The sequence below is a fragment of the Helicobacter suis HS1 genome, assembly GCF_026000295.1.
GTDB classification, from domain to species: domain Bacteria; phylum Campylobacterota; class Campylobacteria; order Campylobacterales; family Helicobacteraceae; genus Helicobacter; species Helicobacter suis.
Genome location: NZ_AP026769.1, coordinates 690,938 through 715,204, shown reverse-complemented (window position 1 = coordinate 715,204; position 24,267 = coordinate 690,938). Strand labels below are relative to the sequence as shown.

Genomic DNA, 24,267 nt, shown 5'->3' with positions numbered 1-24,267 from the left:
GCGCCGTTTTAAACTTGTGTTAGCCTATGATGGTAGCGCCTTTTCTGGCTTTGCTAAACAAGCAGGTTTGTACACCGTAGAGGGTAGGCTTATAAAAGCTTTAGAGAGTTTGCAAATACCAAGCAAAATTTTAGCCGCTGGGCGTACCGATAGGGGTGTACACGCCACCCACCAAGTGATTGCCTTTAATACTTGTGATATTTGGAGTTCCTCTAAACTCCTTAAACACCTAGCCCCCAAACTAGGGTATTTTATTGCCTGTAAAAGTTTAGAAGAAGTTCCGCTTTCTTTTCACCCCAGATTTGAAGCTACAAGGAGGCGTTATCGCTATTTTTTAAGCTTAGCTAAGCCCAGCCCTTTTTTAAGCCGCTTTGTAGGCTATCACCCTTGCGGGGATATGGGTATTTTAAAACAGGCTTTAGAGCTTTTTAAAGGAGAACATGACTTTAAATTTTTTAGCAAAAGTGGGAGTGATCCTAAAAGCACAATCCGCAGTATCTACAAAGCCTTTTGCTATCCTTACATGCTTTATAACCTGCCTTGTTTGGTACTAGTCTTTGAGGCTAATTCTTTTTTGCGATCCCAAGTACGGCTCATGTTAGGCGCAGCCTTAGCTTGCTCTTTAAAGCAAATCTCTTTAGAGGATTTGTACAAACAAATCACGCTCCAAAGGCGCTTTTTAATGCGGGCGGTATCGCCTTCAGGACTTTATTTAAGCTCTGTGTTTTATTAATCCATGTGTAAAACTTTATCTCTTAAGGTGAGAATATAAGCATTTTTGCACCCTTAGCTAGTGCCTTAATTTGCTTAACTAAAGCTTATGGGCTTTATAACGCAAGTGGTAACAGGCGCTTTTTGCTTAGATTGAAAGGCTAGATTATGATTCGCTTTATCCAACGCGATGAACTCACCCATTTACACCTCTTCCAAAACATGATCAACACTTTACGCAAAGAAAGAAGCGATCTGTTTAGCCCGGAACTCATTGCTGAGGTTAATGAGATGTTCATCGTTTTTTTGGGCCTAACTAACTTGTATGTGTATAAAAAATTGCTCCAAAAAATGGTTTTACTCCAGCCACAAATCCTTAGAACCTACACAATGGTTTTAGCGGATACCCGGCTAGCTGTTGTAGGATTACCTAAACTCTATAACAGCCAAAACCCCATTAAATGGGTTGATCAATTTATTCTTTCTCTTTCCTACGCGCCTACTTATGTTTTATTTGGGATAACTCTACAATTTGAGTGTTTAAACATCGCCCTAGCTTTAATAGGCAAACCCCACAAAAGCCACTCCCCCTATCTCTTTTTTCTTTACACCTATGGCATCGAGTGTATTCTTATCTTTTCCATGTGTGCTATTGATCGCGAGGAATTTGTCTCCCCTAAACATTTAGCCTATAGTTTAAATGCTTTGCCTATGGGAGGGGACTTAGCATTTGCCACGCTTGTTAGCCTTGCTTTAATGAATAAGCAAGAAATTAAAAACCAATTTTATCCCCTCTTTGATTTAGCTTTTTTGGTTTTAGTGATCTATTTTAGTGCTATCATTGCCCATAACGCCCTTGAAATCCCCGCCATTAAAAAAGTCCAAGTTGAAATACCCGGGCTAAAACAAGACCTAAAAATTGCCATGCTAACAGATATGCATTTAGACCCTAATTTGCATGAAAAATTTCTCAATGGAATTATTAAAAAGGTTAATGCCCAAAAAGTAGATATGGTTGTGATTGTCGGGGATTTGGTAGACACTAACCCTAAAAACCTAGAAGGCTATATTTCTAAACTTGATGATCTAAAATCCACTTACGGGACATTTTATGCCGTAGGTAACCATGAATACTATCACGGCCTTTCCTCTGTCTTAAATCTCTTAAAAACCCATACCCATATGAAAATTCTATTTAATAGCAGTGTATTTATGGGGCCTCTTAATATCGCCGGATTAGCCGATCTAGCAGGGCTTATTCTTTTTTACTCTTTTTCATCGCCTCTATGGTGATGCTTATTAGCATTGCTAGCGTTACGCTTGTAGTTAAGCTTAGCTTTTTAGATTTAGCCCAACTTTATATCTATTCTCTCCCGGGCACCATTTTTTTTATCATTCCTATTACCTTTTTTGGGGCTTGTGCTATTGGCCTAGCTAGACTTTCTTACGATCATGAATTACTCGTCTTTTTCTCACTAGGCATTGCGCCTAAACAGATTGTCAAAGCCTTTTTGCCCCTTTGTATTTTTGTCAGTCTCGTGCTTTTGATCTTTTCTCTTATTTTAATCCCGGCCTCTAAAAGCGCTTATTATTCTTTTTTGCGGGCTAAAAACACCGGGTATTTATTAGAAGTTGATTACATAGTTCATGTAAACTGAGAAATTGCGTTTGAAGATAACTGAGTGAGTACCCGCTTCGTTGCCTCTATCCACAACCGCTTTGTAGTAGTAATTTGTAACAAGAGGGATACGCAAGCCAAGTTCAAGACCCTGATGTTTTGTAAAGTTAGTTCTAAAACCAAGATTGATAGGGAGTTGAAAATAGCTAGTGTTCATGCTAGCATGCTCGCCTGGTAGTTTATTGGTATCATTCATCAAAGAAATAAACCCGCTTTGTCCAGCAGCTAGCCAAGAAGACCCTTCTAAAGCTATCCCAGCAAACAGACCGGCGGTTTTAACCCCATTTTTACCTTCAAAGAAGTTATAAAGAAGATCCGCACCGCCGCCGTAATTAAAGTTATCTAGGTCTGTGCGCCCACTATAAAAAGTCCCATGTTGGTATGCAAAGGTTACATAGTAGCGTATCCCGAATCGTTTAGATTTGCCAAAGAATTGTTTATAACCAATTTGGGTGTCTAAACCATACATTTCTCCATACGAGCTAGAGGAGAGACCATTAATAGAATAACCACCAGGAGCGCCAAAACCACCCTCGGGCTGATAACCCACGGTAGAACTTTGCCCACGCATCATAGTAGAGTATTGGAAACCACCTTCCATATAAGCCCCGCTTTTTTCAGCACAAAGAGGGGTTAGACTCGCAAATGTTGAAAAAGCCATTGGAATTGCTAGAAAACGAAAACGCATGAAAACTCCCTAAAATAATTTACAAGGCGATATTATAGCAAAAAAATTAATGATCAGAAACAACAAAGGGTTAATTTGGCCAAAAACAGGCCAAAACATTTTAAATTTTAACTTTTGCTTAGTTGTTATGTATAATATCGCCATTTGAAAGTGGGTTGATGATGTTTAAAAATATTAAGGCTAACTTGGCTGTTTATATTTCTCTTGCATCTTTACTTGTAGTGGGTGTTGTTTACTTTTCCTTGCATGCGAGTTATGAAAGACTTACCACCAGACAGAGCATAGCTTTTAGTGAAGTGCCCAAATGCTAAAGACATTTGGGCTTCCTAGGCTGATGTTGCCCGTAGGGAGAGTTTGGTTCTCACTCTGTGTCCCTATAGTAGGGATTTTACAGAGTTTGAGCTCCAACGCATTCCCTACAGGTCTCACACATCATATCTCCAAAGGCGTAACTTCCGACACTTCCTGCCGTAGATACGAATGTATGGGGACATTATACCACAAATTAGTGGCATTCATCCCACCCGCTAAAGACGAGTGGGATTTCTGCCGGAGAGTTTTAAATGTTAAATTTGATCTAAGCAATATCCGCGATCAAATACTAACCCACACCCTTAGAACTTTAGGTTTTATTTTAGCAATCCTTGCATTCATTGGCTTTGTTTTGCTATTTATCTTTGAAAAAAATCTATTTGGACCCCTAGCGCGTTTAAAAAGAATGGCAAGCACCCTCACCCAGTCTAAAAAGGCAGATCTAACCCAAAGATTAGAAAGCAAACGATTAGATGAAGTGGGCAGTACAGCCCATTTTTTTAATCTCTTTATCCAAAAACTCCAAGATATTATCAAAATCTCTAAAACAATTCTAAGCTCTAATATGGCCACTAGTGGCGCGATTGAAGAGGCCACAAAAACCCTTAAATCCACAGAATCTAATGAAGATCAGATCATTAAAACCATGCGTAGCTTAAGCCATGATGTAGATTTAAATGCCACAACAACTTTACAACTACTCCAACTAGCCACAGATAAGATTAAAAAAGCCGATGCCTCTATGCTCACCTTTAGCCAAAGCATTAGCCAGCATGTCCAACTAGCTTTAGACGCGGCAAAAAATCAAGATAGCATTGCTAAAGAAGCCAAAGAACTCACACATAGCGCGGCTGAAATTAAAAATGTACTTTCTATTATTGAAGAAATTGCTAATCAAACTAATTTATTAGCCCTTAATGCCGCTATTGAAGCCGCGCGGGCGGGTGAACATGGCAGAGGGTTTGCGGTGGTGGCTGATGAAGTGCGCAATTTAGCTAGCAAAACGCAAAAATCTCTTGCAGAAATTACAAGTATGGTTAATGTGATCACCCAAAGCATTGGAGATATTGGGCTTAAAATCCAAAACATGGCTTTAGAATCTGAAGATCTTTCTAAACAAACTTCTGAGTTAAACACCCATATTAAAGCCGTTCAAGATGATTTGTCTATTTCTAATAAAACCGCTGGGGAGGCCATTAGCAGCAATGAGCAAATCGGACGCCAGATTAAAGAAATGGCCACAGCCACCCAAAACTTAGTTGACATGTTTTCTCAGATCAAACAACAACGGCTGAATTTAGAAAAGAATATCCAAAAAATGCTAGAACACAATAGCCACCTTAATCAAGAATTTTCTAAGTTTGAGGTGTAAATGCTTTTTCATATTTTAGAGCGCCTACGAAAAAGTGCTTGGTTTGCCTTATTAGAACCTCTTAGCCAAAGCCCTTCTTTCTCTACTCTTAATCAAAATTACATGCAAAGCTTAAAAGAGGCGCATAAAAAGAACACGCGGGTTTTTCCCCTGTTTACCCAAATTTTTAGGGCTTTTGAAGACACCCCTTTAGAAAAATTACACACCATTCTTTTAGGCCAAGACCCCTATCATGGCACTTTTATGCACCAAAACCAAGAATACCCCTTAGCTTGCGGGCTAAGTTTTAGTGTGCCTAAAAATGCCCCTATTCCTCAGAGTTTACAAAATATCTATAAAGAATTGAGCGCTAATTTGCAGATCAAACCTAGTTGTGGCGATCTAGCCCCATGGGCAAAACAAGGCGTATTGTTACTCAATGCCATTTTAAGTGTAGAAAAAAATAGGGCTAAATCCCATGCGGGTTTGGGTTGGGAATACTTTACTGATGGAGTTTTAAACCAAATTTCCCAACTAGAGCGCCCTTTAGTCTTTATTTTCTTAGGCAAGGTTGCGCAAGAAAAGATCAAGCTTTTAAAGCCTAACCCTAAACATCTAATCATCACAGCCCCCCACCCAAGCCCTTTAGCCCAGCTGAGAAACTCTAACTTTCTAGGGAGTCGTATTTTTAATCAAGCGGAGGATTTTTTAAAAGAACAAGGGGTGTTGATGGATTGGTTTTTACCATGCCACTGATTTATTGCTACCTAGTTTAGTGATAGGAAATTCATGACTCCAAACTTCTAGCCCATTGTGGACGCTAGTGATACTAAGGATAAATACATAATCAATGCGTTGTTTTGTAGAACTCACCCTAGCATTTCTTTGGATAATTTTACCACTCAAGGAAAGATCGGGGGCGCGTATTGTACCTTTTTCTTGTGTGGTTTCTTGGTTAACCTCCTCATTGTCTCGGAGCTTACGGGCTTTAGCAATCATCTGATCTGTCGCACCCCCACTACCAGCAACAAATCTAGTTACATAATATTTATCCTTAACTTGCTCTTGCAAGGTTTGAATCACCATTTGGGTAAGTTGTTGTGGATCAAAATGTTGTTCGGTATCATTGATCACATCAGAAACTGCAATCACTTTTTTACCTTGTAACCCTTGCATTTCTTTGCTAGCTAGCATGGATTGTACAGCCGTTTTAGCCGCGTATTCAATATCTTGATAATCTAGTCCCGCTGTAACATATTTTTTAGACTCTTGATCGTGTTTGGAAACATAACTCACTTGTTGGCCACAACCGGTAAGTAGTAGCGATCCAAGTACACAAGAAACCCATATTTTAGGGCTGTGTATCCCTTTTAAAATCCACTCTCTCATGGTATTATCCTTTCATCTTGCTTATTTAGATTTTAGTAGGTTTTTTCTTTAAAGGCCTTATTTGCTTTAGTTTTTAGGCGTGATCTCCTTTTGTAAAGGAGGTTGTGCGGCACTTTTGGTAGGTGGGCTTATTTTTTGTTCTACTGGGGTCTGTTTTTGATTGTTAGGCGGAGTTATAACACCGGAGGGTTTTTTTTGCACGATAACCTTAACCTGTTTACTGCTCTTAGAATCCATACCAAGCAAGACATAAACCCTACTAGAGTCTACCCACTTGGCTTTTAACAAACTTGGTAGTTGCACAGAAACTTCTTTCTTAGAATCAACTTTTTGATCTTTTAGTACAAAGTCTGCTAACTTATCTCTAGCTACAGCGCTAGCCATACTCGCGGCATAATCCACATCTCCATCCAAAATATCCGCAGACCCGCAAGCTATAACATTTCCCTTACTAAGCTTTGCTACACCAGAGCATTGCTTAACCCACTTGGGCGCACCCGCTAGAAAACTACTTGCTAATAGCAGGCCAAACACTACCCATCTCATGCCTATTTAGTAGAGTTTAACCCTAATTCTGATCGTACTTTGGAGATAACTCCCTTATCTAAGCCCACCAAAACCCACACGCGATCTTTACCAACCCATCTAGCTAACATCTTACTAGCCGTGAGTACGCGATCTACTTTTTCACTAACGGTACGGCTACTGGTCTCACTTAAGGCATTATTACCCCTAGAAACCTGTTCTTGAACATCTTTCATGAGTTCTGCTTTAAGATTTGTGGCTAGATCAGCCCTAGCTTTAGCAGCAGCCATGTCAGTAGCATAATCTACATTATTACCCACAATATCCTCTTCACCACGCCCTTTAAATACGGCGCTATCCTCTTTGCTCTCCATTTTGATATGGTTTAAGTCCCCAGTAACCCATTTAGGAGCGTCTTTAGTTTCAGCGCGATACGCTTTATTTTTTCTACTCACCCCTGATTTAGGTTGACCGCACCCTACAATTGCCAACACACCTACTAAACTTCCTAGTAACACCCACTTCTTTAAGCCCATCAATGCTCCTTCAAAACAAAATCAAATTATTATACAACAAAAACCAAAATACACACTAAGACAGCCTAAAAGGATTGTCTACAACCTTTTTACGATCCACGATATAGGGGATAAGTGCCATGTGCCTTGCGCGCTTAATCGCCACCTCTACTCTTTCTTGCCACTTTTTACTATTCCCCGTTAGCCGTCTTGGCATGATTTTATAGCGCTCAGAAAGTGAATGCTTGAGCAATTCTAAATCCTTGTAGTCAATAAATTCAATCTTGGCTTCTGTGTATTTGCAGTAGCGTTTAGAATACTTTTTTCTTTCCATTCATTCTCCTTATAGTGTTAAAAAGGCAGGTCATCATCAACATTGATTTCAGGGATTTTCTCCTCCTGTCTTGGTTTAGAACTTGGCACAGGTTTAGAATACGCCTCATCTCTTTGTTGGCGGTATTCTGTATTGGGTTGTGCCGCACTTTTAGAATCTAACATTACAAGACTTTCAGCAGAAACGCTATGTTTACTGCGCTTGTTGCCATATTGATCACTCCAGTTTTCAAGCTTTAAACGCCCTTCAATTAAGACCTTTGATCCCTTGTGTAGATATTGGTTTGCCACCTCAGCTGTACGCCCAAATAAATCCACATCTATAAAACAAGTTTCCTCTGCCTTGCTCCCGTCTTGGCGTTTATAAACATGGTTAGTAGCAATGCCCACCTTGCCCACCACTCCCCCATTTGGCAAATGGCGTATCTCTACATCGCGGGTAAAATGCCCAATAAGGACGATTTTATTATACATCTAAGACTCCACAGGGGGAACCTGTTGGGGCGGGGTTTCTTTATGGGGTTTTTCAAAACCAGCGTGTAGTAGGTTTTTAGAAGCACGATGCACCAAAGTTTGCCACGCTTTTTGTTCTTTCTTGCTCTCATATTTTAAAATCATGAAACGCAAAATATCCTCATTGATACGATACAGCCTTTCTAGTTCTAATACTACATCTGCATGGGCTGTAAAATAAATGACAAAATAGTACCCGCGCTTGTGTTTTTGGATTTCATAAGCTAAGTTTCTGTGCCCCATATCCAAAGTATTAACCACCTCCCCCCCGCTTTTTGTGATCACCTCTTGGTAAAACGCTAATTTATCTTTGATGTCCTCTTCTACTAAAGTGGGTTTGAGAATAAACATTGTCTCATAATGTTTCAAAAAATCTCCTTTTACATAAACTCTTTTTTTCATTAAGAGCAAGGTTTTAATCTTCCATTTTAGCAAATATTATCTTGTATTTTGATTAAAAAATGCCAGCTTTCATTCCCTTGCATACTAGCCACATACCACGCATTTAAATACACAAAAACCTGTTGGTAATTCATCACTTGCTTACACCGCTCTTTTAAAGTTTGTGTGATCGCCTGAGGAGGGTTATAGCCTAGAATTTCCTTAGCATTGCCTGATCCTTTTTGCATATAGGCATAAAAACCAAAGAGTTGGTAAAAATAGCGTTGCAAACCGCGTATGAGTTCGATCTCTTCAAACCCTTCTGCTAGCAAGCGCATAAAAGTTTCTAACACTTTAGAGGATCGTTTAAATAAAACCGCTAAAAGCTCTTCTAATTGTATCCCACCCACTCCATAAACATGCGTGTGCACATCGCTAAGCCCAATGGGTTTATCTAACAAGGCTAATTTTTCTAAATCCTGATAGATTATTCGTATATCATTATTTTGCACTTCTAATAGCAGAGTGAGCGCCTCCATGCTAACTGATAAGTTTAAAGCCCGTGTTTTCTCTTGTAATAAGGCTAATCGCGCATGCAGATCTGGCATAAAAAAGCGTACCTCTATAACTTCTAATTTAGGGTGCTTAAACTGGGCAGCAAATTGTTTGAAATCTTGGGCGTATTCACTCTGGCTCTTAGCTTTATAAAATTCTATGATCAAGGCATTTTGTAGGTGTTTGCTTAGTCTATCTAAAAGCATGCGCACTTCTTTAGCCGCTAGTTTTTTATCTAGCTTAAGCCACACCAAACTACCTCCGCCAAATAAAGAATCTTGGCTGATATACTCTAAAACTTCTTCAAAACAATAATCTTTGAAATAAACCCGGTAAATCTGAACCTGTGGGGTGAGCTTAGCAATTTTATTGGCATAATATTCTATATAAAACTCCCATTCTCCATAGAGCAAAACAGCCCGCGGGATTTTGTGTTGTAGATAAGTTTCTAGTTCTTTTTGATACATAAGATTACTTTTAAAATTTCTAACACATCGTGCTTATGCTTAGCGCTCAAGATACCAAAAATCTTCATGGTTTCTAGTAAAAAATATTTGTCCTGATCTGCTAAGAGTAAATAAGCATGCTCTTTAGGCTGGGCTGTTCTTTTTAAAAGAAAAGGCATACCGGGCGCGGGTTGTAATTTTTCAAGGGGGAAACAGACATAGAGCATGGGTTGTATATCCACAGCCCGCTGTTTTTCTCGCACCGCAATCTCTACTGAAATATCCAAAGAATCAAAGGAGTAGACTAAAAGAGGGTACTTCACTTCAAGGTGGTAAAACACCATCTCTAAAATTTCTTTAGGCTGGGTGCGATCGCGAGTAATGTTAAAATTTGAATCTAAAAAGTCCTTTTGTCTGATATTTTCTAGGGTTGTTAATAGATCCCCAATTTCCACTTTTGTAATGAGTCCCCACTGAACAAAATAGTAAAGATATTCGCTCAGCTCGTAAAAAGCTTTGGGTTTGTTATTTGCCCCTTTAAATTCTGTATAAGGGAGTGTACTGAGGGCTAATTTTTCTAAATTGCTTTTATCTACATCATAACCAATCTGCCATTCTACATAGTGTTTTAAAGAGAAGGGGATTTGTCTTGTGGGTGTGGGTAACCCATATTCAGTAAAATCATTACGGACTTTAACTCTTATCTTGCCGCTTTGGCTTGTAAGAGGGATTGGTACTTTAATAACTTTGTTTGTTTCATCTATCTCAATTTTCATAGTGTTCCCCTAACAAATCCTTAAAGTAGCGCTCAATTTCAGGGCTTATTTTCTTAGTTTGGCTAGCTATAACAAAATGATCTTCTAAATTCTTAAACTTAGCATAGTCTAAAAACACATCGCAGTTGCGCAAATAATAGGGGATATGGGGGATCTGGGTTTTAAAGACATCAATGTAGCAATACAAGCTGTACTTCTCTTTAGTGATATAGATAGCATGCGGACTCTCTTTAACTAAAAAAGTCTTGGAGCGCAAAAGGGCATTAATATCTCTAAGTGTATAAAACATGGAAACTCTTAAATCTTTAGAGACTTTCTTTTGATTAGGGTATTTGTCTACATAGGCACTAATAAAATCCCAATCTTGCAATCTAAAGCTTTTACCCTCTAGAGTTTGGAAATTAAAACTTGCAAGAAAACCCTCATCTAGACCTTTAATATCTCTTTTGTATAAGGCTATAACAATAGGAAAGTAACTTAGCGATTTTGGGCAGAAAATTTGCGAACTCACTACTAAGCTATCAACAAGGCGGTAGTTTTTAGCAAAATTTTTAAGAGATTTTAAATTAGCCCTCTTGATGAGATAAGAGAGGGGGTGGAGTACACAAACATAATCTGCTTTAAGTAAATCAAAGGAGCGTAAAAAGCTAATGCCTATATCTCTAGCTTTAAGGGGGGTATCCATCTTAAGCGCTTCTTTATCTTTAAAAGAAGAGCGTACCCTAGAGGTTCTATCATTGTAGGGCGGATTGCCCATAATCACTAGCTTACTAGTGCTAGGGATATTAAAATTTTCCCGCATAACAGCGCGTAGGGCGTTTTTGTGCAAGAGAGTAGCGTGTTTACAGGTTTTTCTAGCCTTTTTTAAGGCCAAGCTATCCTTATCCACGCCCACATAGGCACTAAAGCCCGGTAGAGCTAAAAAACTTCCATAACCACACGCACTATCTAGCAAAATATAATCTTGAGGGTTGATGTGTTTTAGGAGCATTTCAAAAGCTTTTTGCACTAAAAAGGGAGGCGTGTAAAAACTGCCTAAATTGATTTGCTCGGAGTAATGCAGATGTGAAGGTTTTATAACAACACCTCTTGCATAGTCTGTAAAATCACTTCAAAGGGGAGTTTGTGATCACAAAAATACAGAAAACTCAGCGCTGCTTGAGCAATGAGCATGGCCTTGCCATCTAGAGTGATGAGCCCCTCTTGCTTAGCTAGATTTAAAAAGGGCGTGTGCTGATAGATCAAATCATAAGCAAGAGTGGCGCGCTTCAAAAGAGCTTTTAACATTTCTAGATTACATGGCAAACTAGGCTCTTTAAGGCCTGCGGTGGTGGTGTTTATGATGAGATCATAGGGCTTGATTTTAAAATCTTGAGGGGTGAAACATTTTAGCCCTAGAGATTTGAAATAGTCTAATTTGGGAGTACTGCGGTTAAGGATTTCTATTTGAATGAATCGTGATTTAAGAGCGTGGGCTATAGCTCTTGCGCTCCCTCCAGCCCCTAAAATAAGCGCGCTTGAAAAAGTATGATCTTGAAGGGGATATAAAAAACCCTCTACATCGGTGTTATAGCCCACAATCTGCCCACCCTCAAACACCCACGCATTCACCGCCCCTGTCTCTTGCGCTACACCTTTTACAACATCGCTACAAGCAAAGGCCTTTTCTTTAAAAGGAGTGGTGATATTAGCCCCGCTTAAGTGGAGTTCTAAAAATTTTTCTTTGAGATTAGCCTCTCTATCTAGTAAAAGGGGGTGGTAGCTGCCTTTAAACTTAAGTTCTTGCTCAAAGCGCAAAAACACCGCATTATGCAACAAAGGAGATTTAGAATGCGCGATAGGGTTACCAAAAACTCCAAAGAGGCGCATTATTTTTCTTTGAGTAGGTGTAAAAATACCCAGCCACTTTTAATCCGTCCCCAGCCATGTTTAGTTTCTAATACTTGTACTTCCTGACCATGCAAGATTTTAGCCACCACTTTAGAATTCGTGCTAGGTTGCAAGCGTACATTGACCACACTATAAAGCACATAATAAGTCTTATAGGAGGGTTTAGTATTTTCTGGAGCTGGGGTTGGAGGCGCGGCAACTTGATCTTGATCTTGATTCTGTGGAGAGGCTTGTGGTTGGCTTGTGGTTGGCTTAGGTTTTAAAACTTCTGTATTTTGTGGCGTGTTTTGGGGGGGTTTTTGATCTTGTGGTGTATTTTGGGGGGTTTCTTGGGTTTTGGGTGGCTCTAAAATTTGTGTAGGAGAGGTGTTTTCCGGTGTTTTTTGGGTGATTTCTAGTGTTTTTTGAGTAACCCCAATAGGAGGCGCAATAGGCGCTGTTTTACTTTGCCCTAAACGGTACAGACCCATAAAAACCCCCACATAAAGACCCAATAATAACAACAACACCCCACAAGCATACCCGTATAATTTCCAATAAATTTTAAATGCCATGATCACCTCCGATAAATTGGATTTTCTCAGAACTTAAAACCACTTCCCCTAAGTAAAATCCCCCAGCCGCACGCAAAGCGTTAAAATCAGAGGGCGCAACCACTGCAATCATTCCTACTCCCATATTAAACACCTGTAAACACTCCTCTAAAGGCACTAAAGATTTTAACCACTCAAAAACAGGCATGCGCGGGAGATGTTTAAGCTCTATCACAGCCCCCAAAGAGGGAGGCAAAATACGGGGCAGGTTATACACTAGCCCTCCGCCGGTGATATGAGCAAGAGCACGGATTTTAGATCGCAAGTGTAACAAATGCCCATAAAGCCGTGTGGGGGTTAAAAGAGTCTCTAGCAGGCTTTGATTGCCCAGATGTGAGGGGGGGTTTTGTGTCTTTAGTAAATGGCGTACTAAAGAAAAACCATTGCTATGCAAGCCACTACTTTTAAAACCTACCAAAATATCCCCCGCTTTTATTTGTTCTATTTGAGGTAAATCGCACTTTTCTACCACCCCCACACAAAAACCCGCCAGATCAAAAGCCTCCTTTGTGTAAAAACCCTTCATCTGTGCACTCTCTCCACCTAAAAGCGCACACCCGGCTAACTTGCAACCCTGTACAATGCCTTCTAAAATTTCTAAAGCCTGTTTTTGGTTGAGTTTAGGGGTAGCGTAGTAATCTAGAAAAAAAAGAGGTTTAGCAAAACTACAAAGCAGATCGTTAACATTCATCGCCACTAAATCTAGCCCAATTTGGCCTAGTTTTTGTACTTGAGAGGCTAAAAGTAATTTAGAGCCCACCCCATCACTGCAGGCAATGAGTACGGGCTCTTTTAAGCCAGCAGGCAAGGCATACGCCCCAAAAAAACCCCCCACACCCTGTAAAACTTGTGGGCTATAAGTTTGTTCGGCCAACGGTCTAAGAGCCTCTACAAATTCCTGCGCACCTCTTAAATCCACCCCGCTTTGCTGATAAAGCATTTAGCGCCTTTCAAAATCAATGCGTGGATCGACTAAAGTATAGGTCAGATCGCTAATGAGATTGATCAAAAGCCCTAAGAGTGTAAAAATATAAAGCGAGCCAAAGACCACAGGATAATCACGACTCATCAAACTATCAAAGCTTAAAAGCCCTAGTCCATCTAAGCTAAAAATAATTTCAATAAGCAAACTCCCGCTAAAAAACATGCCCAAAAACGCCCCCGGGAAACTAGAGATCACTAAAAGCATCGCGTTTCTAAAAACATGCCCATAAAAAATACGGCCTTCACTTGCACCTTTAGCCCGTGCGCTGATGAGATACAGTTTGCCCATTTCATCTAAAAAGGAATTTTTCACTAAAAGCGTGAGGCTAGCAAACCCGCCAATGCTCATGCAAAGCACGGGTAGAGTGATATGCCATAAATAATCCTTGATTTTTCCCAAAGTGCTTAAACTTTCAAAATTATCGCTAATAAGCCCTCTAAGAGGGAAGATTTTAAAGTAAGTCCCTGAAGCAAAGAGTACGATTAAAATTAAGGCAAATAAAAAGGCAGGAATAGCGTTGGCTACCACGATAGCCACACTACTAGCCGCATCTAAAGGAGAATTATTATGCCTTGCTTTGTAAATACCAAGCGGAATAGAAAGCAGATAAATAAGCAGGGTGCTAAAAAAACCTAGCGAGATAGAGACGGGTAACTTTTCTTTGATCAAATCAAGTACCCCAATTTGGCGATAAAAACTTTGCCCAAAATCAAAACACACATATTTTTTCAGCATAATAAAATAACGCTCTAACAAGGGTTTATCAAAGCCATACATTTTTGTGATCTCTAAATAAAGCGCATTATCCATACCTAACCCTCCTCTATAGACGCTTTCTTTAAATTGCTGATCTTTTAGAGAGTTATTAGTACTCTCTTGATTAGACGCATTGCTTAACTTAGCCATCATCTGCTCCACAGGTCCACCCGGAGCACTTTGGATAATAAAAAAATTAATTGTAATGATTCCCCATAAAGTAGGAATGATCAATAAAAGCCGTTTGAGAATATAAGAGAGCATTTAAGGTTTCTTTTCTAAATTTTTATCCCACCACAAATAGGGCGAAAAACCATAAGGGGGGTTTTTAAGCATGCCAATTTTATCCCAGTAGGCAATGCGCCAAAAAGGAGCGTGGTAATGAGGGATCACATAAAACCCCCAGAGTAAAACCCGATCAAGGGCGCGCACAGTAGCAATTTGGCTAGCGCGATCTTTAGCGCTAATAATAGAGGCAATTAAAGAATCAATCACCGGGTTAGCAATGCCGGCATAATTGTAACTCCCCTGTTGCTTAGCGCTAGCACTTCCCCAAAAATAGCGCTGCTCATTGCCCGGAAAAAGCGACTGGCCAATAGCCCCCACCACCATATCAAAATCAAATTTCTTTAAACGCCCCATATACTGGCTTAAATCTACTTTTTGAATCAGCAAATGGATACCTAGTACCTTAAGATTTTTAGCATAGGCTAGGGCTAGGCGCTCAAAGGCTTGGTTATTGAGTAAAAGCGTGAAAACAAAGGGTTTTTTAGTTTTTGTATTGATGAGTTGATTGTTGCGCACTACATAACCTGCCTGTTTTAAAAGTGCTTGGGCGTATTTGAGATTTTCGCGGCGATTCTCCCCTAGTTTTTGCGCCCCATTCGTGCGCGGAACTATATAGGGACTTGTAAAAATACGCGGGTTATAGCGATCTAACTCCTTTTTATAGCGCTCTAAAATTTGTAGCTCCTCTCCTTGAGGCAAACCCCTAGAGGCAAAGACAGAATTACTAAAATAGCTCTTGGTGCGGGTGTATTGTGAAAAAAAGAGATTATTATTAGCCCATTCAAAATCAAAGGCATAAAAGAGGGCTTCTCGAACGCGCAAATCCTTAAAAAGCTCTTTGCGGGTGTTCATAAAAAACCCTTGCATGCCAGCAGGTAAGGCATGTTCTAAGCGCTTTTTAATGATCTTGCCCTCTTTAATGCCCTTACCCACATAACCCCGCGCCCAAACCTTAGCCATGCTCTCCATGCGCCAATCATACGCCCCGCTTAAAAAAGCCTGCAGCGCCACCGAATCATCTTTGTAGTAATCAAAGCGAATTGAATCAAAGTTATATAACCCCTTTTGGGTGGGTAGATTTTGAGCCCAGTAGTGTTTGTTGCGTGTGTAGGTGATTTGCTTACCAATGCTAAAAGACTGAATTGTATAAGGCCCACTAGAAACAGGGATTAAAAGCGGATTTTTATCAAAGCCATATTTCTCAAAGAAATGTTTGGGCAAAACTTGTAACTGCCCCAAAATTAGGGGTAATTCTCTATTGTGACTATCTTTAAAGGTGAATTTAACATGGTGATCATCAAGTACCAGCGCTTCTTTAACATCATCATAATATTGCCTAAAAACTGGACTTCCCTTTTGTATCAAAATATCAAAGCTGTATTTTACATCTGTAGCCAAAATAGGCACTCCATCGCTAAAGCGCGCGCGATCATCAATGGTAAAGATCACAAAGCTGTGATCGGGGGCGACTTGTATATCTTTAGCAATGAGGGCATACTCAGTATAGGGTTCATCTAGGCTTTGGGCTAGCAAAGTATCATAAACTAAATCCAGCCCGCTAGCCTTACTACCTTTGAGCACAAAAGGATTAAGGCTATCAAAAGTACCCAGCGCGTAATTTCTTAAAATCCCGCCTTTGGGGGCGTTAGCATTGGCATAGTCAAAGTGCGTAAAATTTTTGCTGTATTTAGGGGGTTCACCTAGAGAAATAAAGGGCGCAGCACTTAAAGGCAAAAGCAAAAATAGAAAAATCAGGTATTTCATAATAAACCCATTAATTCCTTAGCTTTCTTATAAGTTTGCTTAGCCAGTGGAGCAATGCTTTCTTTGCCTCTTTCTAGGAGATTTAAAACATAGCCCGGATCCTCTTGTAATCTCTTATAATTTTGCTGGATAGGCCGCAGGGTTTCAATCACAACCTCAATCAAAGCTTTTTTAAAATCACCATAATCTTTGCCTTCAAATGTGGCTTCTATTTCTGAGGGGGATTTTGCACTTAAAAGGCTATAGATATTAAGAAGGTTATAAATCCCGGGGCGATTTACATCAAAGATAAGAGTACCTACTGAATCTGTAGTTGCCTTTTTGATCTTTTTAATAACACTTTCCTCACTATCTAGCAAAAACAAAGCATGGAAAGCCCTCTTGTGTGATTTACTCATTTTTACGCTTGGATCATCTAACCCCATGACACGCGCACCTTGAGCAGCAATCAAGGGCTCAGGCACTTTAAAACATGGCCCAAAATCGCGGTTAAATTTAATGGCTAAATTTCTAGCTAATTCTAAATGCTGTTTTTGATCCGCGCCCACAGGCACAGCATCGGTTTGGTAAAGCAAAATATCAGCAGCCATAAGCACCGGATAATTAAACAACCCCACCCCGATATTTTCCTCCTTTGCACTTTTATCTTTAAACTGAGTCATGCGGCTTAGTTCGCCCATGCTAGCAATACAATCTAAAAGCCAAGTGAGCGCCCCATGCTCTTCTATTTGGCTTTGGATAAAAAGGCTAGATTTATCCGGATTAATCCCGCAGGCTAAAAGCATGCTAGCCATTTCTAAAGTTTGTTTGCGCAAAATTTGTGGGTCTTGGGGTAAAGTGATTGCGTGGGAATTGACGATACAAAAAATAGATTCGTAACGATCCTGCATTTCTACCCAATGCTTAATCGCGCCTAAATAATTGCCCAAGTGCATGCCCCCTGTGGGTTGGATACCTGAAAAAACCCGCTTTCTTATCTCTGTCCTATGCAAAACACCACCTCGTAATCTAAAGTTTGAAGGGGGATTTGTTTTAACGCCTTTTTTTGCGCATAAGAGAGCGTTCCCCCTCCTAATAACCCCCCAAATTTAAGCTGTTGGAGTAACTCTTGCCTGTTTTTAAAGTGCTGGGTGAAATTTTGAGTCCACATTTTGCGCTTAAATTTATCTAAACTACGATTCAAAATCGCCTCTGTTTGCTCTTGTGATCGCAAAGGTGAATTGCTACCTAAAAAGGCGTGCAAGGCGTGTAAACTTCTGTTTGTGTGCACAGCTAGGGCGATGTTTGTACTCTGCAAACAAAGGCGCGTGCATAAAAATTCAAGCTGTTTAGCCCACTGCAAAGAGGAACTTGCAATAACCAAATCACAAGGATTTAAAAACATATCTTCAAAATCTGCATAGATTAAAGAGATTTTTTGTACGCCCTCTATATTTTGCGGGTGTTCTGTGAGCATTTCTAAAGAAAAATCCACGCCGATAAATTCATTGGCAGAAAGATTAAAGCGGGGAAATTGTTTGATCACATTGCCACTCCCACAGCCTAGATCAAGTACGCGTGCATAAGAATGCCCGGCCAAATGGCTTAATAATTGGCTGATGATTTGATCTTGCACGCGACAATAGCGCGCATAACTTTTTGCTGCCCGGTTAAAAGAGTGGCACACTGCTTCACCCAACTCACACCCCTTAAAAGTATCAAGCGCTAATTTTAATAAATTTTTGCTAAGATCGCCTTTTAACCCTAGTAGATTTTGGAGTGGATATTTGAGTGGTCTGTTTTTGGTTTTGCAGATTGTTTTGGCTGTACTGATTGTAATTGTCGTGTTATTACAAAAAAGCTCTAGTATCGGTTTGGGGGCTTATAGCGGGAGTAATGAATCGCTTTTTGGGGCTAAGGGTCCGGCTAGCTTTTTGGCTAAACTAACCATGTTTTTAGGTTTTCTCTTTCTCTCTAATACTATTGCACTAGGCTATATTTATAACAAGGAATATTATTATTAGCCCTTAGATAGAGCGCCTAAAAACTCTTTAAGCGCAGCTCGCGCAATACCCCAAAACCCCAACTCTAGGTGTTTGAATAACCCCTTACTAACCCCGCCTCCTGCTGGTCCTCTTGTGCCTAAAAAATCAGAATTGCCCTCTTTAATGCCCTTACCCACATAACCCCGCGCCCAAACCTTAGCCATGCTCTCCATGCGCCAATCATACGCCCCGCTTAAAAAAGCCTGATGCAAAAGAGTTTACAATCTCTTTTAAAAGATTTTACTACCCTGCGTAGTGGCAAGGTTTCTATTAATTTGCTTGAACATGTACGCGTTGATTATTATAACTCCCCAACCCCGCTTAACCAAGTGGCCTCCATTCTTTCAACAGATGCCTCTACCCTCACGATCACACCTTGGGAAAAGGGTTTACTTAAAGAAATTGAACGGGCTTTGCAAGAGGCTAATTTGGGTGTTAATCCTAATAATGATGGCGAAACTATTAAGCTTTTTTTCCCGCCCATGACAAGCGAGCAACGCAAGGAAATTGCTAAAGAAGCTAAGGCTATGGGCGAAAAGGCTAAGGTAGCGGTGCGCAATATCCGCCAAGATGCTAATAACCAGATTAAAAAGCTAGAAAAAGAGAAAAGCATTAGTGCAGATGAGAATAAAAAGGCCTTAGCGGAGGTGCAAAAACACACCGATGCCTTTATTAATAAGATCGAACAGGCGGTTAAGGCTAAAGAGGAAGAGGTACTTAAACTTTAATGGATATCCGGCAAATTTATAAAGACTGCGGGGCGCTTTTAGAAGGGCATTTTCTGCTTAGTAGTGGCAACCACTCTAATTTTTATCTCCAATCAGCAAAAGTCCTAGAATACCCAAGACTAGCTGAAAAACTCGCCAAAGCCCTAGCCCAAAAAATCATACACGCCCATTTAAAAATAGAAAGCATTTGTTCGCCAGCACTTGGGGGAGTTTTAGCGGGTTATGAATTAGCTAGAGCTCTTGGTGTGCGCTTTATTTTTACCGAGCGCGTCAATGGAGAGATGAGCTTGAGGCGAGGTTTTTCTGTAAAAGAGGGTGAAAGATTTTTAATCTGTGAGGATATTATTACTACGGGTGGATCGGCTTTAGAATCTAGCCTTTGTCTGCAAAATTTAGGGGCACAGATAGTAGGCTTTGCTAGTTTAGCTAGTAGAGGCATTTGTACCCCTGATTCTGACCTGCATAATAATCCTGCTTGTAAACTCCCCTCTTTGCCCTTCTTCACTTTAGAAAATTTTGATTTTCCCATGTATCCCCCCGATCTTTGCCCTCTGTGTGTTCATTCTTCACCAGTCAAACCGGGTAGCCGTGGGCTTTAAACAAACGCTACAAGTTTTACACGCTAGCTTACGGCTTAAGGCCTTTATCACCGATATTTTTATGATCTACACCCCTCTTTTATACATCACCACCTATTTTATTCTAGGCTCAGCGCAGGCCTTTAGAGAAAACCAAATAGCCATTTTTGCCTGTGTGTGCGTCTATGGTCTCATTTCTGCGCTTTTTTTAAGTTTGAGCGCTCAAACCCCGGGGCTGCGCTATGTAGGCTTAGAGCTTGTCAAAAAAGATCGCTCCCGTGTGGGGTTTTTACAGGCTTTATTGCGCTTTTTTCTCTGGCTTTTAGGGGTGGCTTTGCTTGTAGGTTTGATCTTTCCCTTTATTAGTTCGCAAAAGCGGTTTTTACACGATATTTTATGTGGTACGGATATGATTGTTAAAATAAGAGATTAACAAAGTGGATCACACCTGCTTAAATGAGATTAATTGTTATCTTATAGCAGAGAAGGTAATATAACACAGCAGATTTATATCTGGATATTAATACAATTAAGGAAAAATGATGCGTGTTGTTCTGATTTTGCTGGGTGTACTTTTGGTGGCGTGTGTTCCTACTCATAAAAAGCAAGCTTTTTTAGCTGGCATGCCAGATTGGATGGTACAAGATCAAAGCATGTATGTAACTAGGGGGGTGGATAGTTCCCATGTCATTAATGGAGAGGTGAAAAAATCAGAGGCCATTGCTAGAGAACGGGCTAGATTTCGCGTAGCAATCCATATCGCTGGTAAAATTAAAGATGTTTTTAAAAGAACACAAAATGCCAACCAAAAACCCTATGATGATGCCATCTTTGAAGAGATCACACAAGCTATTGCCAACAGTTTAGATAAAGAGGAACAATTAGGCGAATACATCAACCCTAATAACCAAGAAGTGTTTATGCTAGTGCGGGTTAATAGCTACAGTGCTATGCGTTTGGGGAGGGGTTTAAGCGAGATTAAAACACTAGACCCTGAAACGATTAAACAAATCATGTCAGGTGTTCAAAAAGTCTTTAATGAGGCGGTGTTAGAAAAAGATGCTAAGTCTAATCATGATTTTACTCAAGATCGCGGTGGGCATTAAAAGGTTTTTGAGTTAAAAATCATTTTTTAATCTTAAAACGCTAGCAAAAAAGTTTAACCTATCTTTTAATCGCTCAAGGTTTAGATCAAGCGCTCAAATGCCAAAGACTTTTGGCTTGGTTGGTGTGTCGCATTTTTAAAGACTACACCCCAACTATCAAAGAGATTCATGGTTTCTGCCATTGCGCATTAAAAAATCTAGACTTTGTTGCAATAGTTGCGCGCCTTTCAATGTCATGATGCTTTCTGGGTGGAACTGGTAGGCTAGGGCTCTATCTTGGGGGTGATAAATCCCCATTACAATATCTTGATAATGTGCGATTATTTGCAAACAACTTGGTAAATTACTCACCATTAAAGAATGATAACGCCCAACCTGTAAAGAATAACCCAATCCTTTAAAGGGTTCAAAGGGCTCAAGAGTGACTGTTGAACTCATGCCATGTGCGATCTCTATACTGCGTATAATTCTTGCCCCATAACTTTCTGCTAAGGCTTGCAAACCTAAACAAATGCCTAAAATCGGGAAATTCCCGCGCATCCGTTTTAAAATAGGCAAAAGTTCTCCGGAGTGTTGTGGATCACCCGGACCGGGTGAGATAAAAAGTAAAGGCGTTTCTTTTTCACTCTGCATCATTTTAAAAAGGGTGTCTGCGGGTGTGGTGTTGCGAAACACTAGTACAGAATGCCCTAACCCTTCTAAATCATAGACAAGATTAAACCAAACAGAATCAAAATTATCTAAAAAGTAGATTTTCATGCATGCGTCTTTAAAATAGCATTTATTACAGCTCTAGCTTTAGCTTTTGTCTCTGCAATTTCAGCCTCTATTAGACTACCTAGTACAATACCCGCACCTGCTTGGATAGTAGCGCGCTGATCTTGTACAAAAGCTGCACGAATCACAATGCATGTATCCATTGAACCATCAGCGCATAAATACCCCACCGATCCACCATAAGAACCCCGCCGTTTGCCCTCAAGTGCTGCAATGAGTTTAAGCGCTGCAATTTTAGGCGCGCCGCTTAAAGTGCCAGCATTCATAAAACTTCTATAGGCATGCAGAGCATCTAATCCTTCCTTAAGTTCACCTTGCACACATGAGCATAAATGCATGACATGGGCGTATTTTTCTACCTTTAAAAGTTTGTTCACTAGTCTAGTATGAGGCTTAGCTACTCTAGCAATATCATTTCTAGCCAAATCTAAAAGCATAATATGCTCCGCGCGCTCTTTAGCATCGCTAAGTAAATCAAGCTCTAGGCGGTTATCTAGATCAAAATCAATGCTCCCATCGGGGTTTTTAGCCCGGCTACGCGTACCGGCAATGGGATAAATTTGGACTAAATTTGTAGAGGCATCGTATTTTAGCGCGCTCTCAGGACTAGCCCCAAAAAGGCTAAAATCCTGTGTTTGCATGTAAAACATGTAGGGGCTAGGATTTGTAACTTTAAGATGATAATAGGCGCTAAGTGGGTCTTGACATTCTAAATAAAAACTCCTAGAGGGCACGGCTTGGAAGATTTCGCCGGCCTTGATTTGCTCTTGAAGTGTGCTAACCATGCGCGCAAAAGCTTCATCATTACAATTAGTGCTTAAAGTGGAGTTTTGGGGGTAGGTTTTGGGGCTAAATTCTTTAAGAATTAAAGCTTTCTGTTTAAGTTCTTTGATTTTGTCTTGAATGAGAGCTTGGTATGCTAGATCAAAACAACTCCCTAGAATTTGTGTACTTTGCTTTTCATGATCAATGATGATTAAAGTCTCAGCCACATAAAAGAGAAAATCCGGGGCGCTATTATCCTGTACTTCTAAGGTAGGCAAATCCTCAAAAGCCCCAATGAGTTCAAAACCAAAAAGCCCCGCACAAAATAACCCAAAAGGGTGGCTGGGTTTATTAGATACACCTTGAAAAATTTGGCGCAAAACATCTAAAGGGCTTGGCATCTTAAGCTTTAAAAACTCATCATAAAGGGCCGTATTCTTGGGATAGTGCAAACGCAGTTGCCCCTCTTGTAAGTGGGTTTTAAAAAGATTAGATAGTTGTTTTAAAAACACCGCTCCATTAGCACTCAGCGCCTCTACTAGCACGCATAAATCTAAACAGGTCAGTTTTAAGCAAGCATGAGAGAGGATTAAAGACTTCGTGTGGCGCTTGTTATCTGTCTGTGCACTCTCTAATAAAAGTGTATCGGGGCGTTTTAAAGAGGCATAAAGCGCTAGGGGGTGTTTAACATAAGGGATATGCTCTTCTAAACTAATCAAAACACCCACTCTCAACCTTGGGCTTGTTGGTAATTTGCAAGTGCTTTTCTTAAAATTTCCTCAGCCTGTGCTTTATTGCCAAAATCCTTAACTTTTACCCATTTTTGAGGTTCTAGGTCTTTATAGGTTTCAAAAAAGTGTCTGATCTTTTGTAGCACAATGGGGGCTAAATCCTCCAAACTTTTAACATGCGCATAACGGGGGTCAATTTTACTTAGCGGTACAGCTAAAAGTTTTTCATCTCCAAGCCCTCCATCTTCCATAATTAGCACACCAATTAAACGGCATTTAATCACACTACCGGCTTGTAAAGGGTCTTCATTGAGTACTAAAATATCTGCCGGATCGCCATCATCACTAAGCGTATGGGGTATAAAGCCATAATTAGCTGGATATACCATAGATGTAAACATAACCCGATCCACCACAACCGCCCCGCTTTCTTCATCTACTTCGTATTTGATTCGTGATCCATACGGGATTTCAATAACGGCATTCAATACATCAGCGTTACTAACTGGAATTTTTGAGATGTTCATAAATATCCTTAAAGTTGATTTTTTATATAAGTTTCAATGTCGTTTACAATTTCCTCAACACTGCGCTCGCCATTGATTTCTTGGTGCACTTCTAAAACCTTGTAAAACTCTACAATGCTCTCAATGGGTTTTAAATACACCTGCATGCGGTTATTAAAAACCTCCAAACTATCATCTCCTCTAGAGCGTCCAAGTACTCTCTCTCTAGCCACAGCCTCGCTAACTTTAACCTCAACCACACCTTTAAGTTTTACCTCCTCCTGCGCTTTAAGCACGCGATCTAAGGCGTGCATTTGTTCTACACTGCGGGGATAACCATCAATGATAATGATCTCTTTAGAAGCATTTTTGATCGCATGGATAATAGTATCAATCACAATTTCTAAGGGTACTAACTCGCCCTTGCTTGTAAATTGTGCAATCTGCATGCCCCTTTGACTTTGGCTAGCAATTTCTGCGCGTAATAAATCTCCGGTAGAGTAATGTACCATACTAGCGCTATTGCGTTCTGCGATGAGTTGTGCATCTGTAGTCTTGCCACTGCCCGGTGCGCCAATGATTAAAAACAATGCTTTCATAGTT

General features: G+C 40.2%; 29 protein-coding genes and 4 pseudogenes. 12 read left to right on the top strand and 21 right to left on the bottom strand.

All coding sequences use genetic code 11. The annotated features are described in order from the left end of the window. Positions 1 to 16: 16 nt before the first annotated feature. From truA to OO773_RS03950, 4 genes and pseudogenes are all read left to right on the top strand, one after another. Positions 17 to 733 (top strand): tRNA pseudouridine(38-40) synthase TruA, encoded by a 717-nt coding sequence (gene truA / locus OO773_RS03960; RefSeq protein ID WP_232088435.1) that lies wholly within the window; start codon positions 17 to 19, stop codon positions 731 to 733. Between the two features lie 146 nt (positions 734 to 879). Then, positions 880 to 1,107 (top strand): annotated as a pseudogene (locus tag OO773_RS09970) (ribonucleotide-diphosphate reductase subunit beta); the annotation flags it as partial. Positions 1,108 to 1,503: 396 nt separating this feature from the next. Then, positions 1,504 to 1,968: pseudogene (locus OO773_RS09965) on the top strand (metallophosphoesterase); the annotation flags it as partial. Positions 1,969 to 1,997: 29 nt separating this feature from the next. After that, positions 1,998 to 2,321 (top strand): annotated as a pseudogene (locus OO773_RS03950) (LptF/LptG family permease); the annotation flags it as partial. A gap of 15 nt (positions 2,322 to 2,336) precedes the next feature. Here the strand turns inward: OO773_RS03950 and OO773_RS03945 are convergent. Beyond that, entirely contained in the window at positions 2,337 to 3,077 is a 741-nt protein-coding gene (locus tag OO773_RS03945; RefSeq protein ID WP_006563805.1) for an outer membrane protein, read from the bottom strand. 158 nt (positions 3,078 to 3,235) lie between these two features. Between OO773_RS03945 and OO773_RS03940 the strand changes: the two genes are divergently transcribed. The 3 genes from OO773_RS03940 to ung all read left to right on the top strand — a co-directional run bounded on the left by OO773_RS03940 (position 3,236) and on the right by ung (position 5,496). Then, a complete protein-coding gene (locus OO773_RS03940; protein WP_163499948.1) occupies positions 3,236 to 3,388 on the top strand; it encodes a hypothetical protein in 153 nt (50 codons plus the stop codon). Between the two features lie 173 nt (positions 3,389 to 3,561). Next, positions 3,562 to 4,761 (top strand): methyl-accepting chemotaxis protein, encoded by a 1,200-nt coding sequence (locus OO773_RS03935; protein WP_081370961.1) that lies wholly within the window; start codon positions 3,562 to 3,564, stop codon positions 4,759 to 4,761. Then, positions 4,762 to 5,496 (top strand): uracil-DNA glycosylase, encoded by a 735-nt coding sequence (ung, locus tag OO773_RS03930; protein WP_006564596.1) that lies wholly within the window; start codon positions 4,762 to 4,764, stop codon positions 5,494 to 5,496. It abuts the gene before it with no gap. Here ung and lpoB read toward each other — a convergent pair. The 16 genes from lpoB to OO773_RS03850 form a co-directional block, all read right to left on the bottom strand. After that, positions 5,482 to 6,129: a penicillin-binding protein activator LpoB gene (lpoB, locus tag OO773_RS03925; RefSeq protein ID WP_006564597.1), complete on the bottom strand. Its 648-nt coding sequence runs from the start codon at positions 6,127 to 6,129 to the stop codon at positions 5,482 to 5,484. The genes ung and lpoB overlap by 15 nt on opposite strands. Positions 6,130 to 6,195: 66 nt before the next feature. Next, positions 6,196 to 6,675, bottom strand: a complete 480-nt coding sequence (locus tag OO773_RS03920) for a hypothetical protein (RefSeq protein ID WP_231102782.1) — start codon at positions 6,673 to 6,675, stop codon at positions 6,196 to 6,198. A 2-nt stretch (positions 6,676 to 6,677) separates the two neighbouring features. Continuing rightward, entirely contained in the window at positions 6,678 to 7,190 is a 513-nt protein-coding gene (locus OO773_RS03915) for an LPP20 family lipoprotein (RefSeq protein WP_034375151.1), read from the bottom strand. Positions 7,191 to 7,245: 55 nt separating this feature from the next. Beyond that, on the bottom strand, positions 7,246 to 7,503 hold the full coding sequence (gene rpsR, locus OO773_RS03910; RefSeq protein WP_006564600.1) for a 30S ribosomal protein S18: 258 nt from the start codon (positions 7,501 to 7,503) through the stop codon (positions 7,246 to 7,248). 17 nt (positions 7,504 to 7,520) lie between these two features. Then, positions 7,521 to 7,976, bottom strand: coding sequence for a single-stranded DNA-binding protein (gene ssb, locus OO773_RS03905; protein WP_006564601.1), 456 nt, complete (start codon positions 7,974 to 7,976; stop codon positions 7,521 to 7,523). After that, a complete protein-coding gene (gene rpsF / locus OO773_RS03900; RefSeq protein WP_040499226.1) occupies positions 7,977 to 8,384 on the bottom strand; it encodes a 30S ribosomal protein S6 in 408 nt (135 codons plus the stop codon). Between the two features lie 59 nt (positions 8,385 to 8,443). Beyond that, positions 8,444 to 9,418: a DNA polymerase III subunit delta gene (holA, locus tag OO773_RS03895; protein WP_006564603.1), complete on the bottom strand. Its 975-nt coding sequence runs from the start codon at positions 9,416 to 9,418 to the stop codon at positions 8,444 to 8,446. Next, a complete protein-coding gene (locus tag OO773_RS03890; RefSeq protein ID WP_034375148.1) occupies positions 9,400 to 10,173 on the bottom strand; it encodes a R.Pab1 family restriction endonuclease in 774 nt (257 codons plus the stop codon). Before OO773_RS03890 ends, holA begins: the two co-directional genes overlap by 19 nt. Then, the gene (locus tag OO773_RS03885; protein WP_231102781.1) at positions 10,163 to 11,164 is read right to left on the bottom strand and encodes a class I SAM-dependent methyltransferase; all 1,002 of its coding nucleotides are present in this window, start codon (positions 11,162 to 11,164) and stop codon (positions 10,163 to 10,165) included. Before OO773_RS03885 ends, OO773_RS03890 begins: the two co-directional genes overlap by 11 nt. An 83-nt stretch (positions 11,165 to 11,247) precedes the next feature. Next, positions 11,248 to 12,042: a shikimate dehydrogenase gene (locus tag OO773_RS03880; protein ID WP_006564605.1), complete on the bottom strand. Its 795-nt coding sequence runs from the start codon at positions 12,040 to 12,042 to the stop codon at positions 11,248 to 11,250. Beyond that, entirely contained in the window at positions 12,042 to 12,617 is a 576-nt protein-coding gene (locus OO773_RS03875) for an SH3 domain-containing protein (protein WP_040499223.1), read from the bottom strand. Before OO773_RS03875 ends, OO773_RS03880 begins: the two co-directional genes overlap by 1 nt. Next, complete coding sequence (gene purM / locus OO773_RS03870; RefSeq protein WP_040499224.1) at positions 12,607 to 13,596, bottom strand: phosphoribosylformylglycinamidine cyclo-ligase; 990 nt, start codon at positions 13,594 to 13,596, stop codon at positions 12,607 to 12,609. Before purM ends, OO773_RS03875 begins: the two co-directional genes overlap by 11 nt. Then, on the bottom strand, positions 13,597 to 14,661 hold the full coding sequence (locus OO773_RS03865) for a microcin C ABC transporter permease YejB (protein WP_040499225.1): 1,065 nt from the start codon (positions 14,659 to 14,661) through the stop codon (positions 13,597 to 13,599). Then, positions 14,662 to 16,449 carry an extracellular solute-binding protein gene (locus OO773_RS03860; RefSeq protein ID WP_176485850.1) on the bottom strand — a complete coding sequence of 596 codons (1,788 nt, stop codon included), beginning with the start codon at positions 16,447 to 16,449 and terminating at the stop codon, positions 14,662 to 14,664. It abuts the gene before it with no gap. After that, complete coding sequence (gene trpS / locus OO773_RS03855) at positions 16,446 to 17,384, bottom strand: tryptophan--tRNA ligase (RefSeq protein ID WP_050780215.1); 939 nt, start codon at positions 17,382 to 17,384, stop codon at positions 16,446 to 16,448. Before trpS ends, OO773_RS03860 begins: the two co-directional genes overlap by 4 nt. 38 nt (positions 17,385 to 17,422) lie before the next feature. Continuing rightward, positions 17,423 to 18,127, bottom strand: coding sequence for a methyltransferase domain-containing protein (locus tag OO773_RS03850; protein ID WP_231102780.1), 705 nt, complete (start codon positions 18,125 to 18,127; stop codon positions 17,423 to 17,425). An 88-nt stretch (positions 18,128 to 18,215) separates the two neighbouring features. Here OO773_RS03850 and secG point away from each other — a divergent pair. The 5 genes and pseudogenes from secG to OO773_RS03820 all read left to right on the top strand — a co-directional run. Continuing rightward, positions 18,216 to 18,590: pseudogene (gene secG, locus OO773_RS09960) on the top strand (preprotein translocase subunit SecG); the annotation flags it as partial. A gap of 89 nt (positions 18,591 to 18,679) precedes the next feature. Then, positions 18,680 to 19,201, top strand: coding sequence for a ribosome recycling factor (gene frr, locus OO773_RS03835; RefSeq protein WP_264828700.1), 522 nt, complete (start codon positions 18,680 to 18,682; stop codon positions 19,199 to 19,201). Next, positions 19,201 to 19,800, top strand: a complete 600-nt coding sequence (gene pyrE, locus OO773_RS03830; RefSeq protein WP_006564611.1) for an orotate phosphoribosyltransferase — start codon at positions 19,201 to 19,203, stop codon at positions 19,798 to 19,800. Before frr ends, pyrE begins: the two co-directional genes overlap by 1 nt. Continuing rightward, positions 19,790 to 20,212 (top strand): RDD family protein, encoded by a 423-nt coding sequence (locus OO773_RS03825; protein ID WP_006564612.1) that lies wholly within the window; start codon positions 19,790 to 19,792, stop codon positions 20,210 to 20,212. Before pyrE ends, OO773_RS03825 begins: the two co-directional genes overlap by 11 nt. Positions 20,213 to 20,321: 109 nt before the next feature. Beyond that, a complete protein-coding gene (locus OO773_RS03820) occupies positions 20,322 to 20,885 on the top strand; it encodes a tumor necrosis factor alpha-inducing protein (RefSeq protein WP_034375139.1) in 564 nt (187 codons plus the stop codon). Positions 20,886 to 21,041: 156 nt separating this feature from the next. Here the strand turns inward: OO773_RS03820 and OO773_RS03815 are convergent, their stop codons facing one another. Genes OO773_RS03815 through OO773_RS03800 form a run of 4 tightly spaced genes read right to left on the bottom strand, consistent with a single transcriptional unit; the run spans position 21,042 to position 24,263 of the window. After that, complete coding sequence (locus OO773_RS03815; RefSeq protein ID WP_264828699.1) at positions 21,042 to 21,644, bottom strand: glutamine amidotransferase-related protein; 603 nt, start codon at positions 21,642 to 21,644, stop codon at positions 21,042 to 21,044. Beyond that, positions 21,641 to 23,146 (bottom strand): anthranilate synthase component I, encoded by a 1,506-nt coding sequence (gene trpE, locus OO773_RS03810; RefSeq protein WP_034375157.1) that lies wholly within the window; start codon positions 23,144 to 23,146, stop codon positions 21,641 to 21,643. Before trpE ends, OO773_RS03815 begins: the two co-directional genes overlap by 4 nt. An 11-nt stretch (positions 23,147 to 23,157) precedes the next feature. After that, a complete protein-coding gene (gene ppa, locus OO773_RS03805) occupies positions 23,158 to 23,685 on the bottom strand; it encodes an inorganic diphosphatase (RefSeq protein WP_034375137.1) in 528 nt (175 codons plus the stop codon). A gap of 8 nt (positions 23,686 to 23,693) precedes the next feature. Then, a complete protein-coding gene (locus OO773_RS03800) occupies positions 23,694 to 24,263 on the bottom strand; it encodes an adenylate kinase (RefSeq protein WP_006564616.1) in 570 nt (189 codons plus the stop codon). Positions 24,264 to 24,267: the final 4 nt, after the last annotated feature.

Bases quoted from the DNA above. Each gene is read 5' to 3' on its own strand.
- OO773_RS03945 (WP_006563805.1), bottom strand. From the start codon at position 3,077: ATGCGTTTTCGTTTTCTAGCAATTCCAATGGCTTTTTCAACATTTGCG.
- OO773_RS03940 (WP_163499948.1), top strand. From the start codon at position 3,236: ATGATGTTTAAAAATATTAAGGCTAACTTGGCTGTTTATATTTCTCTT.
- OO773_RS03935 (WP_081370961.1), top strand. From the start codon at position 3,562: ATGGGGACATTATACCACAAATTAGTGGCATTCATCCCACCCGCTAAA.
- ung (WP_006564596.1), top strand. From the start codon at position 4,762: ATGCTTTTTCATATTTTAGAGCGCCTACGAAAAAGTGCTTGGTTTGCC.
- lpoB (WP_006564597.1), bottom strand. From the start codon at position 6,129: ATGAGAGAGTGGATTTTAAAAGGGATACACAGCCCTAAAATATGGGTT.
- OO773_RS03920 (WP_231102782.1), bottom strand. From the start codon at position 6,675: ATGAGATGGGTAGTGTTTGGCCTGCTATTAGCAAGTAGTTTTCTAGCG.
- OO773_RS03915 (WP_034375151.1), bottom strand. From the start codon at position 7,190: ATGGGCTTAAAGAAGTGGGTGTTACTAGGAAGTTTAGTAGGTGTGTTG.
- rpsR (WP_006564600.1), bottom strand. From the start codon at position 7,503: ATGGAAAGAAAAAAGTATTCTAAACGCTACTGCAAATACACAGAAGCC.
- ssb (WP_006564601.1), bottom strand. From the start codon at position 7,976: ATGTATAATAAAATCGTCCTTATTGGGCATTTTACCCGCGATGTAGAG.
- holA (WP_006564603.1), bottom strand. From the start codon at position 9,418: ATGTATCAAAAAGAACTAGAAACTTATCTACAACACAAAATCCCGCGG.
- OO773_RS03890 (WP_034375148.1), bottom strand. From the start codon at position 10,173: ATGAAAATTGAGATAGATGAAACAAACAAAGTTATTAAAGTACCAATC.
- OO773_RS03885 (WP_231102781.1), bottom strand. From the start codon at position 11,164: ATGCTCCTAAAACACATCAACCCTCAAGATTATATTTTGCTAGATAGT.
- OO773_RS03880 (WP_006564605.1), bottom strand. From the start codon at position 12,042: ATGCGCCTCTTTGGAGTTTTTGGTAACCCTATCGCGCATTCTAAATCT.
- OO773_RS03875 (WP_040499223.1), bottom strand. From the start codon at position 12,617: ATGGCATTTAAAATTTATTGGAAATTATACGGGTATGCTTGTGGGGTG.
- purM (WP_040499224.1), bottom strand. From the start codon at position 13,596: ATGCTTTATCAGCAAAGCGGGGTGGATTTAAGAGGTGCGCAGGAATTT.
- OO773_RS03865 (WP_040499225.1), bottom strand. From the start codon at position 14,661: ATGCTCTCTTATATTCTCAAACGGCTTTTATTGATCATTCCTACTTTA.
- OO773_RS03860 (WP_176485850.1), bottom strand. From the start codon at position 16,449: ATGAAATACCTGATTTTTCTATTTTTGCTTTTGCCTTTAAGTGCTGCG.
- trpS (WP_050780215.1), bottom strand. From the start codon at position 17,384: ATGCACTTGGGCAATTATTTAGGCGCGATTAAGCATTGGGTAGAAATG.
- frr (WP_264828700.1), top strand. From the start codon at position 18,680: ATGCAAAAGAGTTTACAATCTCTTTTAAAAGATTTTACTACCCTGCGT.
- pyrE (WP_006564611.1), top strand. From the start codon at position 19,201: ATGGATATCCGGCAAATTTATAAAGACTGCGGGGCGCTTTTAGAAGGG.
- OO773_RS03820 (WP_034375139.1), top strand. From the start codon at position 20,322: ATGCGTGTTGTTCTGATTTTGCTGGGTGTACTTTTGGTGGCGTGTGTT.
- OO773_RS03815 (WP_264828699.1), bottom strand. From the start codon at position 21,644: ATGAAAATCTACTTTTTAGATAATTTTGATTCTGTTTGGTTTAATCTT.
- ppa (WP_034375137.1), bottom strand. From the start codon at position 23,685: ATGAACATCTCAAAAATTCCAGTTAGTAACGCTGATGTATTGAATGCC.
- OO773_RS03800 (WP_006564616.1), bottom strand. From the start codon at position 24,263: ATGAAAGCATTGTTTTTAATCATTGGCGCACCGGGCAGTGGCAAGACT.